The organism is Streptomyces sp. NPDC037410 (genome assembly GCF_055602235.1).
This window is the reverse complement of sequence record NZ_JBVJWR010000019.1, coordinates 1-14,531: the sequence shown is the minus strand read 5'-3', so window position 1 is coordinate 14,531 and position 14,531 is coordinate 1. Positions and strand designations below refer to the sequence as shown.

Below are 14,531 nucleotides of genomic sequence, written 5' to 3'. Positions count from 1 at the left end.
TCGCCCGGTCCGAGCTTAAGCGGCAACGCTGGCGAGGAGCGCACCGGAGGTGGTACTCAGGGAGATTCGGTGCGGATCGGGGGTGCCGGTACGCGTGGCTCTTTTCGAACGCTTACGATCCTCTCCGTGTCCAAACTGACCGACGTGCCCAAACGGATCCTGATCGGGCGGGCCCTGCGCAGCGACAAGCTGGGAGAGACCCTTCTCCCGAAGCGGATCGCCCTCCCCGTCTTCGCCTCCGACCCGCTGTCCTCGGTGGCGTACGCACCCGGCGAGGTGCTGCTCGTCCTCTCCGTCGCCGGCCTGTCGGCCTACCACTTCAGCCCGTGGATCGCGCTCGCGGTCGTCGTCCTGATGTTCACGGTGGTCGCGTCGTACCGGCAGAACGTGCACGCGTACCCGAGCGGCGGCGGCGACTACGAGGTCGCCACCACCAACCTCGGGCCGAAGGCCGGACTCACCGTCGCGAGCGCCCTGCTCGTCGACTACGTCCTCACCGTCGCCGTGTCGATCTCCTCGGGCATCGAGAACCTCGGCTCCGCGGTCCCCTTCATCGTCGAGCACAAGGTCGCCTCGGCCGTCGCCGTGATCATCCTGCTCACCCTCATGAACCTGCGGGGCGTGAAGGAGTCGGGCAGCCTCTTCGCCATCCCGACGTACGTCTTCGTCGCCGGCGTCTTCATCATGATCGCCTGGGGCGCGTGGCGGGGTCTCGTCCTCGACGAGACCATGAAGGCGCCCACCGCCGACTTCGAGATCAAGGCCCAGCACCAGGGCCTGGCCGGCTTCGCGCTGGTCTTCCTGCTGCTGCGCGCCTTCTCCTCCGGCTGTGCCGCCCTCACCGGCGTCGAGGCCATCTCCAACGGCGTCCCGGCCTTCCGCAAGCCGAAGTCGAAGAACGCCGCCAGCACGCTCGCCCTCATGGGCGGCCTGGCCGTCACCATGTTCTGCGGCATCATCTTCCTGGCCATGGCCACCGACGTCCGGATGGCCGAGAACCCCGGCGAGGACCTCCTCCGCAACGGCGTCCCGCTCGGCGCGGGCTACGTCCAGGACCCGGTCATCTCGCAGGTCGCGGCCGCCGTCTTCGGTGACGGGACGTTCCTCTTCATCGTCCTCGCCGCCGCCACCGCGCTCGTCCTGTTCCTGGCCGCCAACACCGCGTACAACGGCTTCCCGCTCCTCGGCTCGATCCTCGCCCAGGACCGGTACCTGCCGCGCCAGCTGCACACCCGCGGCGACCGCCTCGCCTTCTCCAACGGCATCGTGCTCCTCGCCGGCGCCGCCGCCCTCCTCGTCGTGATCTACGGAGCCGACTCCACCCGGCTGATCCAGCTCTACATCGTCGGCGTCTTCGTCTCCTTCACGCTCAGCCAGATCGGCATGGTCCGGCACTGGAACCGGCACCTGGCGGAGGAGCGCGACCCGGCCAAGCGCCGCCACATGATCCGCTCCCGCGCGATCAACGCCTTCGGCGCCTTCTTCACCGGCCTCGTCCTCGTCGTCGTCCTGGCCACCAAGTTCACGCACGGCGCCTGGGTCGCCCTGCTCGGCATGGTGATCTTCTACGGGACGATGACCGCGATCCGCAGGCACTACGACTCCGTCTCCGACGAGATCGCCGCCGCCGAGGAACGCCCCGACGAGTACGTGCGCCCCTCCCGCGTCCGCTCGGTCGTCCTCGTCTCCAAGCTCCACAAGCCGACCCTGCGCGCCCTGGCCTACGCCAAGCTGCTGCACGCCAACGAGCTGGAGGCGCTGACCGTGAACGTCGACGCCGCCGAGACCAAGGCGCTCAAGGAGGAGTGGGAGCGGCGCGGCATCAACGTCCCGCTCAAGATCCTCGACTCGCCCTACCGCGAGATCACCCGGCCGGTGATCGAGTACGTGAAGAGCATCCGCCGCGAGAGCCCGCGCGACGCCGTCTCCGTCTACATCCCCGAGTACGTCGTCGGCCACTGGTACGAGCACCTGCTGCACAACCAGAGCGCCCTGCGCCTCAAGGGCCGCCTGCTCTTCACCCCCGGCGTGATGGTCACCTCCGTCCCGTACCAGCTCCAGTCCTCCGAGGCCGCGAAGAAGCGCGCCAGGAAGCGCCAGGAGTGGAACGCGCCGGGCTCCGTCCGCCGCGGCCCGGTGGAGAAGCGCCAGAAGGAACCGGCCGCAAAGAACAACTGAGAAACAGCAACTAGACTGGTGGGCTGCCGTCGGACTCGAGTCCCGAACGGCAGCCCACTCTCGATCTCTCCCCTCTCCCTGGAGTCCCCGCTCATGCAGAACACCCCTGTTACGTCGCTGGTCGGGGCGGAGTACGAGGTAGAGGTCGGCCCGGTCGCCCACGGCGGCCACTGCATCGCCCGTACGGAAGCCGGCCGCGTCCTCTTCGTCCGTCACGCCCTGCCCGGCGAGCGCGTCCGGGTCCGGGTCACCGAGGGCGAGGAGACCTCCCGCTTCCTGCGCGCCGACGCGATCGAGATCCTCGACGCCTCCAAGGACCGCGTCGAGGCCCCCTGCCGCTTCGCGGGCCCCGGCAAGTGCGGCGGCTGCGACTGGCAGCACGCCAAGCCGGGCGCCCAGCGCCGCCTCAAGGGCGAGGTCATCGCGGAACAGCTCCTGCGCCTGGCCGGGCTCACCCCGGAGGAGGCCGGCTGGGACGGCACCGTCATGCCGGCCGAGGGCGACAAGCTCCCCGCGGGCGAGGTCCCGCAGTGGCGCACCCGCGTCCAGTACGCCGTCGACGCCGAAGGCCACGCGGGCCTGCGCAAGCACCGCTCCCACGAGGTCGAGATCATCGACCACTGCATGATCGCGGCGGAGGGCGTCTCGGAGCTCGGCATCGAGAAGCGCGACTGGCAGGGCATGGCGGCGATCGAGGCCATCGCGGCTTCGGGCTCGAACGACCGCCAGGTCATCCTCACCCCCCGCCCGGGAGCCCGTCTCCCCCTGGTGGAGCTGGACAAGCCGGTCTCGGTCATGCGCGTCGACGAGAAGGACGGCGGGGTCCACCGCGTCCACGGCCGCGCCTTCGTCCGCGAGCGCGCCGACGACCGCACCTACCGCGTCGGCAGCGGCGGCTTCTGGCAGGTCCACCCGAAGGCCGCGCAGACCCTCATGCTCGCCGTCATGCAGGGCCTCACCCCCCGCAAGGGCGAGACGGCCCTCGACCTCTACTGCGGCGTCGGCCTCTTCGCGGGCGCCCTCGCCGACCGCGTCGGCGACCAGGGCGCGGTCCTCGGCATCGAGTCCGGCAAGCGCGCGGTCGAGGACGCCCGCCACAACCTGGCCGGCTTCCCGCGCGTCCGCATCGAACAGGGCAAGGTCGAGTCGGTCCTCCCGCGCACCGGCATCACCGAGGTCGACCTCATCGTCCTGGACCCCCCGCGCGCCGGCGCCGGCAAGCAGACCGTCCACCACCTCGCCGGCCTCGGCGCCCGCCGCATCGCCTACGTAGCCTGCGACCCGGCCGCCCTGGCCCGAGACCTCGCCTACTTCGCGGAACGCGGCTACCGGGTCCGGACGCTGCGAGCGTTCGACTTGTTCCCGATGACGCACCACGTGGAGTGCGTGGCGATCCTGGAGCCGGTGAAGAAGGACGTGTGACCTGCGGTTTCGCGGGTGCGCGGTATGCGCTGTGTGGGCGTTACGGGCGATATCTTGACGCTGAGATGACGCTCGTGACGCTCATTTGACGCTCGTTCTGATGGGGCGTCAAGCTCGGGGGTCAGCCAGGCCCGACGAACACCGTGCACTGCCCTACCCACCGGTGGGGTGAGTCAGGCCCCTTCCACGACCGAGAGGTGGTGGCGGAGTTCGTCGGCCACTCGTGCCCTGTCGCCGTCGACGGGGAGGCGCCAGTCCGTCTCGATGCCCCGTTCCACGGCCGGCTCGCTGCTGAAGCGGACGAGGTCGGGGGCGGGTAGGTAGGAGTCGCGCAGCCAGAGCAGGAAGGGGGTCGCCTCACCCGCCGTGGTGTCGGCCAGCATCACGCAGTCCCGCCCGTGGACGGTGGCGGTGCCGTCGTACTCGGTGCCGTCGTCGGTGCCAGCCCAGAAGGAGAGGTACGGCTCGCCCTGGTGCGTGCGGTCCTGGCGGACCTTGTAGCGGACCTCGGGGAACGATTCCCGCAGGGCTTCGCCGAGGCCGGCCAGGTCGAGGCCCCAGGCGTGCGGTTCCCGCTCCGGGGCGTAGAACAAGAACGTGGTCCGGTCGTCGCCATCGTGCGTCATGGGGTGTGTCCTTCCTGGGGTGGGTCACTTCACGTACCGGACGGTTCCGGGAAGCTGCTGGAGGGCCATGAGCGTCTGCCAGTACGCCGCGGCTTCCTTGTCGTTGGTGACGATCTCCAGCCCCCGGATCTGCTGGTGCTCGTTCATCGCCTGCCGGTACTTCTCCAGCTCGCTCTCGTCCCTGCCGATCAGGATGTCCTTCCGGTTCCACTTATTCGTGCCGTCCGGTTTGTACTCGTCCTCGATCTCGAAGGTGGACGGGCGGCGCCATGTGTTCTTCCTGCAGTCGTCGGCATCCTGCACGTACTTGGCGTCGACCATCATTCCGTCCGCCGGACGCATGCCGTCCGCGCCGATGGCGGGCTTCTCGTAGTCCTTGGGCAGGGGGATGATGCACTCGGGGTAGCCGGCGATCCGCAATTGGTAGACGTTCTCAGGGGTCGTGGGGTCCGACTTGCCGCCGAAGTGGGCCGGCTTCAGGGTGTTCACCCAGGCGACGAACTCCTTGCGCTCCTCCGGGGTCAGCAGCCGGGGGGATCGGGTCGCGCCACGGGATACTGGGATCGGGGTCCCGGTACACCGCGGGGACGATGCCTGGCATTCCGCCGGTGTGCGAAGCGAGGACGAGCGGCACCGGAACCGGCACCGGGATCAGTGGAGGCAGGAAAGGCAGACCCGGCGCGCTCGGCCCGCCTCCGCCCCTCGGGGAGCCTGACGCGCTTCTCCGCCGAGTCCAGGGCGTGGCCCACCTCGCCGAGTCGGCGGATCCATGGGTCATCCAGGACGGCATCGAGGAGACCTCCGTCGAAGCCATTGCCCCCGAACAGAGGGCTGTCCCAGGGCATGTCCACCGCGAAGAGGTCCAGCTTGTGCTGCTGGATCGACTTCTCGGCCGCCTCGACGTGCTCGGCGTAGCGGTCGCACGCCTTGGCGATCTCGTTGCAGGCGGCCACGAGATTGGCAACGAGTGGTTCGTCCTCCTGGACTTGGGAGGGCGGGCAGGTGAGCCCGACGGACGTCTTGAAGTAGGCCCGGAAGGCATCGGCGGCCTCCCCAGAGTGTGCCTTGTCGGCCGTCATGGCCGACGCCTGGGCGTCCTCCAGGAAACGCAGCATCAGCTTGCCGCCGCGCCGCCAACAATCGGCGACCGCACGGATCTTCTCCGGCGATCCGCGGAAGCGGTCGGTTCCGCCCGGTGCGTACTGCTCGTACCAGGCCGTCTCCCCGACCACCTCCGGGAGCTCGCGGCCAAGACCGAGGTAGTTCTCGGGGCAACCTTCCCCGGGGTCGCCCATGCCGTAGATCAGGTCAGGCTGTTTGCCGAGCAGCGAGGCGACGATCGCGCTTTCCTGCGCCATGAACTCCCGCGCATTGCGCATGAGTCCCCGGCTGGCCTCTCCGAGTACGTAGGAGCTGGACCCGATCTTGTCCAGAGCGGCTCCGGCAGCGGCTCGGTAGACCTTCGCGAACGCGCGCCCGGCCTCATCATCCCCGGCCATCCCACGCTGCCCGTCCAGCTCGTGGTACAGCGCGATGGCGGTGTCCCGGACTCCGCGCATCGTGTCGGTCAGGCCCATCGCGCCCTTGATCATTCCTTCGGTGATGAACTTGAGGTGTGGTGCCAGTCCGCTCATTGCGACCCCCTCCCGAACCCCGCATTGCGGGTGCGAACAGTGGACCGTGCGACGACAGTTTTATCGCACAGAGGTGACAACGGACTCCGACGAGGGAGCACCGCAGTGATTTCCGGCCTCCGGGGTGTGGCCGAAGACGACCACCTACTGGGTGAGGGCCATCGAGCGCGTGAGCTATCGTCGGGGCTCGAACCTGCGGCCAATTGCTTAGAAGGCACCTGGTGGGTGGGGGAGTGGGGTGGCTCTGACCTGCTGCTCCGTCTTCGGCTGCAGGTCGCTGGCTGAAACTTCAGGCGTTCTCGGGACGATGATGAGACGGGATGCCCGGCCGCCTGCTTCCCCGGAGCCAGTAGCCGAGCTGGCGGGCGCCAGTGAGGTCATCATCCGCGCGGCGGCCACGACTGTCCGCTCGTCACCGAAGGTCCGCCAGTGGGGCATCGGGGTCTACGGGACGCGAATGTGCTCGTCGGACTCCGGCGAATGCCTCCGCCCGAGGCGGCAGGATCGATCACAACCAGATCAACGGCTCCCAACTCCCGGTTGGCCTCCAAGTGTGCCCAGAGATGTGTTGAAGCAGGTCTGCCCGATGTGTAACGCAGGGCCTACGCGATGCTGGCTGCCAGGCGGATGGGCGGATGCGTGCACACCGTCGCCGTCCGGCTGTCTTGTTGGGTTCATCCAAGTGGAGCGCCGTCGCGCTACACAGTCCGATCGGTCGGAGTGGAGCGGACCGCTGCTCCGGCCGCTGATGACGCGACCGCAGACGCCGTGGAGGAGAGGGCGCCCGCCGCTCGTGACCGGTCAAGCGGCGGGCGCGCGGGGAGCGCTGCCCTGCTTCGGTCCCCACCGATCGCTGAGCAGCTGGGGCATTGCCAGCGACACGCCATGAGTGCGACAACATTTGCATGGTAAGGGGGTGCAAGTGAGGTGGAAGCTTGCGGGTTAATCCGGAGCGCTTCGCAAACTTTGAGCCGATCACCCGGCAAATCGACTGGCTGAGATTGATTTCGGTTGCACTGCCACGAGGGCCTGCCGTCAGCATCAATGGTGATCCACTATGCGCGGGAGCGTGATGGACCATGGCCGAATGGCGATGTGCATCTTGGGTTGTTATCGGTCAAGAACTTTGTTTCGATTGTTCGCTGCGAATTCCCCCCGCACTCTGATCTCTCGAATTCGGTGATCGAGTGTGGGGGTATGGGCATGACGGAGGCGTTCAACATCCTCGAGGTGGCGACCAGCGGCGCAGGCGTGTTGGCGGCGGAGATGGCCAGGTCGAGTTGGCAAGGCGTGCGCGACGCACTGGTGGCATTCTTCCGGCGGGGCAACGAGGGGACGGCAGCGGACGAGCTCCGCGTGTTGGATCTCCACCAGGTACGACTGTTGGAGACGCCGGAGGCCGAGCGTGAGCGGGTGCGCGAGGAGGTCTGTCGGGAGCTGTTCATCCAGTTGAAGGGCTTCCTTCAGAAATACCCCGAGACGGCTGTCGATCTCATGGCGCTGGTGCGTGAGCGGCAGCGGGACAACGGCGAGGGAAGCTCAGGGCCGCGCATGGTCGCCGAGAACAACACGAACAGCCAGGTCATCATGACCGGCAAATCCATCTTCGGCGGTAGCTTCACCTATCGGGCGGAGGAGTCCAAGTGACGGATTCCTTCGACGACGGAATTCCGGATTGGGTGCGTCCACAGCGCCCCGTCCAGCAGTCGGCGGAGACACCTCAGCCGGGCGAGCCGTCCGGATCGTCGCAGGAGCACGTCGTCCCTCCGAACGCTGCCGATGCGGCCGGGCAGACGTCCACAGCCGAAGGAGAGGACGCAGGCCAGACACTACCGGAGATCGATGCGGAGACCCCGGCGCCTAGGCTGAACGTGTCCGGCAACCACAATGCGCTCATTGTGGCCGCTCTCGGCTCGGTGTTCCTGTCGACGGGCAAGCAACCGCTGACCGTCATCGACCTGTCCGAGTTCGAGCTGAGGGCGGCCAGTCAGGGGTGGGTGTCCAAGAACGCCGACGACCTGCCGGTGACGGCGGCCGACGAGGCTGCCAAGGTTCTCTCCGTACCGAACAGCGCGCTGGCGGTGCTCGCCGGACCTCCCGGCTACGGTAAGCGGACCGCTGGTATCCGAGCCTTGTGGCGGACATCCCGCTCTCGGCTGGCCAGGGGTGGCTCGATGGAGTTGAAAGAGATCGAGCCCGACTGGGAGGACCCCGCAGAGCCGGACTGCTCCGTGCTGCCCGATGCTCCCAACGTCGGCTACTTGCTGGATGTCGAAAGCGAGATGGCCGGCTGGGTGAATCCGGACCGCGTGGCTGGCGCCCTGGCCGTCCATGCGGAGAAGCTGGCGAAGATCGGGTCGTGTCTGGTCGTGATCGCTGATGAACGGGTCTGGCCGCAGGCAGCCGTGCATACCGCGGCCCTTGTCCCCGTGAAGACCAGGCCGTCGGCCCAACTGGTGGCCCGTACGCACTTGGAGTACGTGTACGACTTGCCGGGCCGCGCTGACCTTGTCACGGCCGATCGTACCGACCCCGTGGCGGGGACAGCTGCCCGGTTGCTGACCGACGAGTCGACACCGGCGGACGGAGCCCGGCTCGCCGCGCTGCTGGCAGCTGCGGACGGCTCACCCGAGAGCATTGAAACGGCGGTGAGCAGGTTCCAGGAGTGGTCCGCCGACGTCGGCACGGTGTTCGCGGCTACGACGCGGATGCCCGAAGACCGCGCGCTGCTCATCGCTGCCGTGTTCCTCAACGGTGAGGACGCCCTCACGATCCAGGATGGGGCCCGGGCACTGCTGGGAGACCAGGGGCTTGACAGTGTGCGCGAGATCCTCACTGGGCCGGACCTGAGCGACAGGCTCACGTCGGTCAAGGCGAAGGTGTCGGGCCGACAGGCCTCCTTCGACCACCGGCCGGGGTACACCAGGGCGGTGCTCCTGCACCTGTGGCACCAGCGTCCGGACATCCACACCCCGTTACTGCGTTGGCTGGACGGTCTGGTGGACCGGGCGGGTACCAAGCGCCTGAAGCAGATCAGCGATCTGCTGGTCGAACTGGCCATCGCCGAGAACGACATCCGCGTGGTGGAGACGATCAAGAACTGGATCGACGTCAGCAACGACGAAGCGCACCTGCGGTTGATCGCCAGTGTTCTGAGCCGAACGGCACAGGCCGATCGGCTGGGCCCGGCTGTCCGTGCGAAACTCCTCGACTGGGCGAAGGACGGACAGGAAGCAGTGGCCCGGGTGGTGGCCATGGTCTGCCAGAGCGACTTCGCCCACCACTACCCGCGACAGGCGATCGTACGGATTCAGCACATCCTGGCGAGGGCGGAGCGGGACGCTGCCGTGAGGGAGGCCGAGGCGGCGCTGCGTGCCATGGCAGCCACCGAGAAGCTGCTGCCGACCGTCTGGCGCATGGTCAACGCCCGGGCCGCCAAGCGAGGCAGCACGGCCGGAAGCCGAGCCTTCCTGGCCGTCATCGATCCGCAGACCCACCCGTACGCTCTGCAGGTCACCCTTGCCTCGGCTGCGGCCGACCCGGTCGTCGCAGACGCCCTGGTCACCGGGTGGAGCACGGCCCTGGAGAACCGGACCGTCGATCCGGAGTGCCGGGCACTCATCGACGGGTGGGCCCACGCGCGGGCCGACGGCGTAGTGCCGCGTGAGCACGTCACGGAGATCCTCGGACGTGTCATCTCCCGCTACCTGACGGCCGCGCCGGTCTCCGCGCTGCTGATCGGCGAGCCGGGCGTCGCCTACGACGCCGCAGTGATCGATCTGCGCGCCGACCTGCGGCAGGTGTCGCAGACCGGTCCGTGGTCGGCGGTCGACGGTGAGATGGAGCCGTAAGGCGTGGGCTGGAGAAAGCAGGCCGTGCCCGACCTGCCGCAGGAAGTCCAGGCTCGGGTGGAGCGCTTCGAGGCCCGACTGGACAGCGTGCACGAGGGCATCGCCTTCCACGTGGTCTTCCACGCGCAGGTGAGGAGCGTGCCCGCCTCGGTGGCCGATGTGGACGAGGCGGCCCGCGCTGTCCGAATCGCCTTGCGGCACGAGGCGGCGGATTTCCTACGCCGCCAGGCCGCGACCGACCTCCACTCCGTACAGGACCTGCTGGCACGGGAGATGGCGAACACCCACACGCTGGTCGCTCCTGAAGTTCGGTACGACGCGCGCGTGGACGTGACGCTGCTGCCAGGGGACCAGGCTGCCGTGGAGGCGCTGTTGGCCGCCCGGCGCGAGCAGTCCATCGCTATTGCCATCCGCCGAAAGGAGATCGAGGCTGTCGCCGAAGAGTTGTCCGAACCCGCCGCAGTCATGGCGCGATGGGCCACGACTGACACAGCCGACTGGGGCAAGCGCTCGGGCGAGGCCAAGTCTCTCGCCGAGCTGTTCGCCACCTACCGGCCGCCCGGGCGGCATGGTGTCGAGTACGCCTTGGTGGAAGCGGTGCGGGAGTTCTTGGCCTCCTTCCCCGAGCCGGCGCAGAAACAGATGCTCTACGGACTCCTGGGCGCCGGAATGCAGAGGGCCGAGCGACCCGCGCACGCGGCACGTGTAGAGGAGATTGCCGCGGCCGCCGAAGGAAGACGGGCGCCCTCTGGGAGCGCCTGATGCGCGGCGACATCTATGTCTGCGCCGCCGAGGAGTGGCGATGAGGGCAGCCAGCACGGTTTGGCGCTGGGCCCTCTCGCCACGGACCAGTTTCCTCGCATGGAGGCTCTCCAGGACCAGCCACGACACCATCTCCTTCGACGTCGCCTGGAGAGAGGTCCGCGCCCGTCGGTACCCGGAAGAGTTCTCATATCGGGAAGCCGGACATCTCCCCCCGCCACGTCGCCCGGGTGCGTGACCGGTTGCTGTTGGGCAGGACCTGACGGAGCTGTGCTGCCAGGAAGCGTCAGGCCTGGCCCTCTCCGGCGGAGGGCTGGGCCTCCCTGGAGGGTCTATCCCGACTCCGGTCCAGGCATCGTGAAGCTCGACAGAAACGAGTACGCGGCCCTGCAGCAGGTAGCCAAGGCGAAGGGGGACATCAGCGCTGCACCGCAGCTGACCAGGAACCCGCGTTTCACCAACAACCCAGGCATCGTCGAGAAAGCCCTGGCCATCTACAACGGGACGTATCCGTGACATACAACCTCCTTACCGTCGGCGCCGTCAGCCCCGAGACCATGGGCGTCGCACTTGCCGGAAGCCTTGGTATCGCGGTCGGTGACGTGGATGTGGCCGATCCCGATGGCGACCCCGACCTCCGGAACTGGGATGCGCCCGTCTCGTGCGAGCACCGCGCAGTCCACGGTGACATCGCGTGGTCGCTGGACATCTACGTCCAGGATGAAGCGGCTGATCAGCCGCTCGAGTCCGAGCTCGCCGCGGCGTTTGCGAAGGCGGCCACGACGACCGTCCTGTACCCCGCAGCCGAAGCACCTCCGAGCGCCTATTGGGCCGTGACGCCGGACGGCCTTCTCACGCGTGCCCGGCTCGAACTCTCCGACGACGAACCCCCTCTCTACGAGGTCACCGCCATCGAGGCGCCGGTGCCGCAGCTGCCCCGGGCGATCGTGACGAGGTTTGCCGAGATCGTGCGGGAACAGAAGCCGGACACTCCTGTGGCCGAGGCCTTTGCGGCATCGGTGGAGCAGGTGCGTGAAGCAGCCACGGGCCTGGCGCGGCTTGCCTGGGACGACGACACGGGCAGCCCCGTCTGGTCCGCCAAGGGCAACCTGGTCGTATGGGAGCGAGTCATCAGGCAGTTGGAATCCGGGTGGGCGCCATCGGGGTGGTATCCGGCCGACCTCTATCGAGAACGGTTGGAAGCCCGCGACGAGCTCGCCGGCATCGGTGCCCGACTGCCTCGCGAGGTCACCGAGCTGCTTCACACTGCTCTGGAGGAATTGGACAGCCGGTTTGCCGCGGCAACGGCTGAAGACCCGTCGGGAAGCCTTCGCAGGGAGCTGACCGGTGCGTCTGACCAGACCTCGGTCGGCTGGTGGTGGCATCGCCGCCCAGATCCCACACCGTGGGAACAGGCCTGACTTCGTGCAGACCGATCTGGCCTTGCCTTTACGGCAACGGTGCAGGCCCGGTGCGCGATGGGAATCGCGCTGACGGCCGGGTCGGCGAGGTGTTCGGATTCAGTAAGACGGTGGGAGAGGGTCCGCCGGTCACCGATGCCGGCGACGTGTGAAGCGGGGCTGAATCGCGGGGGCCGACCCCGGCTTCGGCGCACCCGTACCCCGTGTGGGGGCGGCGGTCACGGCAACCCGTTGTGCCACTCCGTGGGGGCGCCGGCCGTGCGGTCGCTTCCGGTGCTGTTCCTGCGCGGGGAAGTGTGATCAACGTACACTTCTGCGGCTCGGCGGCATCCGGATTGCTGTCGGCAGTGAAGGATGCGGGGGCATCATGGAACTGCGGGACATCGAGATCTTTCTGGTTCTGGCCGAGGAGTTGCACTTCGGCCGGAGTGCCGAGCGGCTCTTGGTCTCCCAGGCGCGGGTCAGTCAGGCCATCAGGAAGCAGGAACGGCGCATCGGTGCCGCGCTGTTCGAGCGCACCAGCCGCACCGTGCGCCTGACCAGCGTCGGGCGCCAGCTGCGCGACGACCTGCAACCGGTCTACGCGGGCCTGCGCGAGTCCCTGGAGCGCGCCCGGCTGACGGCCCGTGGTGTCACCGGCAGGCTCCGCGTCGGCATGTTGCCGTTCAACGTGGTCGATCTGCACCCCTACTGGAGGGCCTTCCGCTCGCGGTATCCGCAGTGGGATCTGGAGGTTCGCCAGGTGGCGATCGTCGATCCGTTCGGCCGGCTCCGTGACAACGACGTGGACGTCCTCGTCGCCTGGCTGCCCGTGGAGGAGCCGGACCTCACCGTCGGCCCGGTCCTGTGCAACGACCCCCGAGTCCTCGCGGTACCCGCCGATCACGAGCTCGCCCGGCGGACGTCGGTGCGACTGGAGGTGTTCGCCGACTTCCGGCACGCCGTCGCACCCGGCATGCCGGAGTACTGGGAGGACAGGTACCTGCCCTTCCACACGTACCAGGGTCGGCCGATCGAGCGTGGGCACCCCGTGACCAACGCGGAGGAGCTGATCAATCAGGTCGGCATGGGCGAGATCGTCCACAGCTTTCCCAGCCACGTCACCCGGCACTGGGGCATGCCGAACATCCGCTGGATACCCGTCACGGACCTGGCGGCCTTGTCCTACGTTCTGGTCTGGCGGACCGAGGCGGAGAACGAGTTGATCGGTGCCCTCGCCAGCACGGTCCGCGAACTCGGCGCCGTGCGGTTCTGACGTGCCCCGGCCCCGCCCGGCTCAGATGGCCGAGTGACTCCTGCTCGGGAGGTCCGGAGGCGTTCCAGCGCCGCCCCCCGTACGCCGATAACCGTCGAGTTATCGATCAACGCACGAAGCCTGCGTTGATCCGGACACGGCTCTCACGAGAGGCTTCAGGCACCCGGGCAGGCTGCTCGTCGAGGGTCTGGGTTCCCCGGTCGTCCCCCGCCCGGCCGCCCTTCCCATGATGCCCCGCTCCGTCAGGCACGGCTTTCCGCTGCCCTGTTCCTGGAGGAACCAGTCATGACGCAGATGCCTGACACGGGCTCACCGGGTCACCGGAACCAGGAGTCAGGCAGACATGAGAGACAGGTTCGACATGACCGTGACGCACGCGATGCACAACGCATTGCGAAGGGAGTTGCACTTCCTCGCCCGTGCCACCGCCCGTGCCGGTCCCGATCCCCGGAACGTCCTGCGCACCGCGGGCTGGAAGCTGTTCCGGAGGGCTCTGCACGCCCACCACGCCGCCGAGGACGACGCCCTGTGGCCCTCCCTGCGCCAGGCTCTGCACGGCCGCCCCTTCTCCCTGACGCGGCTGGAGGCGATCGAGGCCGAGCACTCCGCGCTCGCCCGACTGCTCGAGGCGATCGACCGGGCGCTGGCCGACCCCGATGTCGGCATCGACCTGCTGGGTGAGCTCACCGGCTCGCTCGTCACCGGTCTGCACGGACATCTCCGCCATGAGGAGGAGGCTGTCTTCCCGCTGGTCCAGACCGTCCTGAGCGAGGAACAGTGGGAGCATTTCGGGCGCGTCCACGCCCAGCTGATCGAGGCCGACGCGGCCGGGATCCTTCCCTGGCTCCTGGACGGTGCTGCCGAGCGGACCGTGGCCGTCGTTCTGGCGCAGCTCCTGCCTGAGTCCGCGCGCCACACGTACACGAACCGATGGCAGCCTGCCTACGCGGTGCTCGACCGGTGGGGTACCCGGGCCGCTGCTCCGAGCGTCATCCGGTCCTGAGTCCTGCCCCCCGGGAAGCCTCTGCGGTTCTCGGCATGCCGCCGTCCCCCTCCATCGGGCTCCTGCCCGCCGCGATCCCGGCGCTGTTCCTGCTCGATCGCCGGAACGCAGCTGCGGCTCCGCCCCTCGTCGGGCCCGATCGCCTCCGGAATGGCGGACCGGGCAGCACTCCATCCCTCCGGCCTCGAAGTCGCTCTCAAATCCAAGGAGTTCCCATGTGTAGACGCTTCGACGTCGTCGTACTCGGAGCTGGCCCCGGCGGCTACGTCGCCGCCATCCGCGCTGCCCAGCTGGGCAAGCGGGTCGCGGTCGTCGAGGAGAAGTACTGGGGCGGTGTCTGCCTGAACGTCGGCTGCATCCCCACCAAGGCGCTGCTGCG

Annotated in this window: 13 protein-coding genes; 10 read left to right on the top strand and 3 right to left on the bottom strand. The window is 68.4% G+C overall.

What is annotated here, in order from left to right; all coding sequences use genetic code 11:
* Positions 1-126 precede the first annotated feature (126 nt).
* Both ACZ7HT_RS27815 and ACZ7HT_RS27810 read left to right on the top strand, forming a co-directional pair.
* A complete protein-coding gene (locus tag ACZ7HT_RS27815) occupies positions 127-2,178 on the top strand; it encodes an APC family permease (protein ID WP_471170961.1) in 2,052 nt (683 codons plus the stop codon).
* 93 nt (positions 2,179-2,271) lie between these two features.
* Positions 2,272-3,600 (top strand): class I SAM-dependent RNA methyltransferase, encoded by a 1,329-nt coding sequence (locus ACZ7HT_RS27810; protein ID WP_471170959.1) that lies wholly within the window; start codon positions 2,272-2,274, stop codon positions 3,598-3,600.
* Between the two features lie 173 nt (positions 3,601-3,773).
* On the opposite strand, the gene ACZ7HT_RS27805 is transcribed toward ACZ7HT_RS27810, so the two are convergent.
* The 3 genes from ACZ7HT_RS27805 to ACZ7HT_RS27795 are packed head-to-tail and all read right to left on the bottom strand — an operon-like array spanning position 3,774 to position 5,860.
* Positions 3,774-4,226, bottom strand: a complete 453-nt coding sequence (locus tag ACZ7HT_RS27805) for a hypothetical protein (RefSeq protein ID WP_471170957.1) — start codon at positions 4,224-4,226, stop codon at positions 3,774-3,776.
* 24 nt (positions 4,227-4,250) lie between these two features.
* Positions 4,251-4,715, bottom strand: a complete 465-nt coding sequence (locus tag ACZ7HT_RS27800; RefSeq protein ID WP_471170955.1) for a restriction endonuclease fold toxin-2 domain-containing protein — start codon at positions 4,713-4,715, stop codon at positions 4,251-4,253.
* 32 nt (positions 4,716-4,747) lie between these two features.
* Positions 4,748-5,860 (bottom strand): WXG100-like domain-containing protein, encoded by a 1,113-nt coding sequence (locus ACZ7HT_RS27795; protein ID WP_471170953.1) that lies wholly within the window; start codon positions 5,858-5,860, stop codon positions 4,748-4,750.
* A 1,197-nt stretch (positions 5,861-7,057) separates the two neighbouring features.
* Between ACZ7HT_RS27795 and ACZ7HT_RS27790 the strand changes: the two genes are divergently transcribed.
* The 8 genes from ACZ7HT_RS27790 to ACZ7HT_RS27755 form a co-directional block, all read left to right on the top strand.
* The gene (locus ACZ7HT_RS27790) at positions 7,058-7,507 is read left to right on the top strand and encodes a hypothetical protein (protein ID WP_471170951.1); all 450 of its coding nucleotides are present in this window, start codon (positions 7,058-7,060) and stop codon (positions 7,505-7,507) included.
* On the top strand, positions 7,504-9,711 hold the full coding sequence (locus ACZ7HT_RS27785) for a hypothetical protein (protein ID WP_471170949.1): 2,208 nt from the start codon (positions 7,504-7,506) through the stop codon (positions 9,709-9,711). Before ACZ7HT_RS27790 ends, ACZ7HT_RS27785 begins: the two co-directional genes overlap by 4 nt.
* Before the next feature lie 3 nt (positions 9,712-9,714).
* Positions 9,715-10,473 (top strand): hypothetical protein, encoded by a 759-nt coding sequence (locus tag ACZ7HT_RS27780; protein ID WP_471170947.1) that lies wholly within the window; start codon positions 9,715-9,717, stop codon positions 10,471-10,473.
* Between the two features lie 357 nt (positions 10,474-10,830).
* Positions 10,831-10,989 carry a hypothetical protein gene (locus ACZ7HT_RS27775; RefSeq protein ID WP_471170946.1) on the top strand — a complete coding sequence of 53 codons (159 nt, stop codon included), beginning with the start codon at positions 10,831-10,833 and terminating at the stop codon, positions 10,987-10,989.
* Entirely contained in the window at positions 10,986-11,894 is a 909-nt protein-coding gene (locus ACZ7HT_RS27770) for a hypothetical protein (RefSeq protein WP_471170944.1), read from the top strand. Before ACZ7HT_RS27775 ends, ACZ7HT_RS27770 begins: the two co-directional genes overlap by 4 nt.
* 367 nt (positions 11,895-12,261) lie before the next feature.
* Positions 12,262-13,149 carry a LysR family transcriptional regulator gene (locus ACZ7HT_RS27765; protein ID WP_471170942.1) on the top strand — a complete coding sequence of 296 codons (888 nt, stop codon included), beginning with the start codon at positions 12,262-12,264 and terminating at the stop codon, positions 13,147-13,149.
* A 343-nt stretch (positions 13,150-13,492) separates the two neighbouring features.
* The gene (locus ACZ7HT_RS27760; RefSeq protein WP_471170940.1) at positions 13,493-14,152 is read left to right on the top strand and encodes a hemerythrin domain-containing protein; all 660 of its coding nucleotides are present in this window, start codon (positions 13,493-13,495) and stop codon (positions 14,150-14,152) included.
* Between the two features lie 215 nt (positions 14,153-14,367).
* Positions 14,368-14,531, top strand: a 164-nt coding sequence (locus ACZ7HT_RS27755; protein WP_471171162.1) for an FAD-dependent oxidoreductase, incomplete at its 3' end; no start/stop codon positions are given.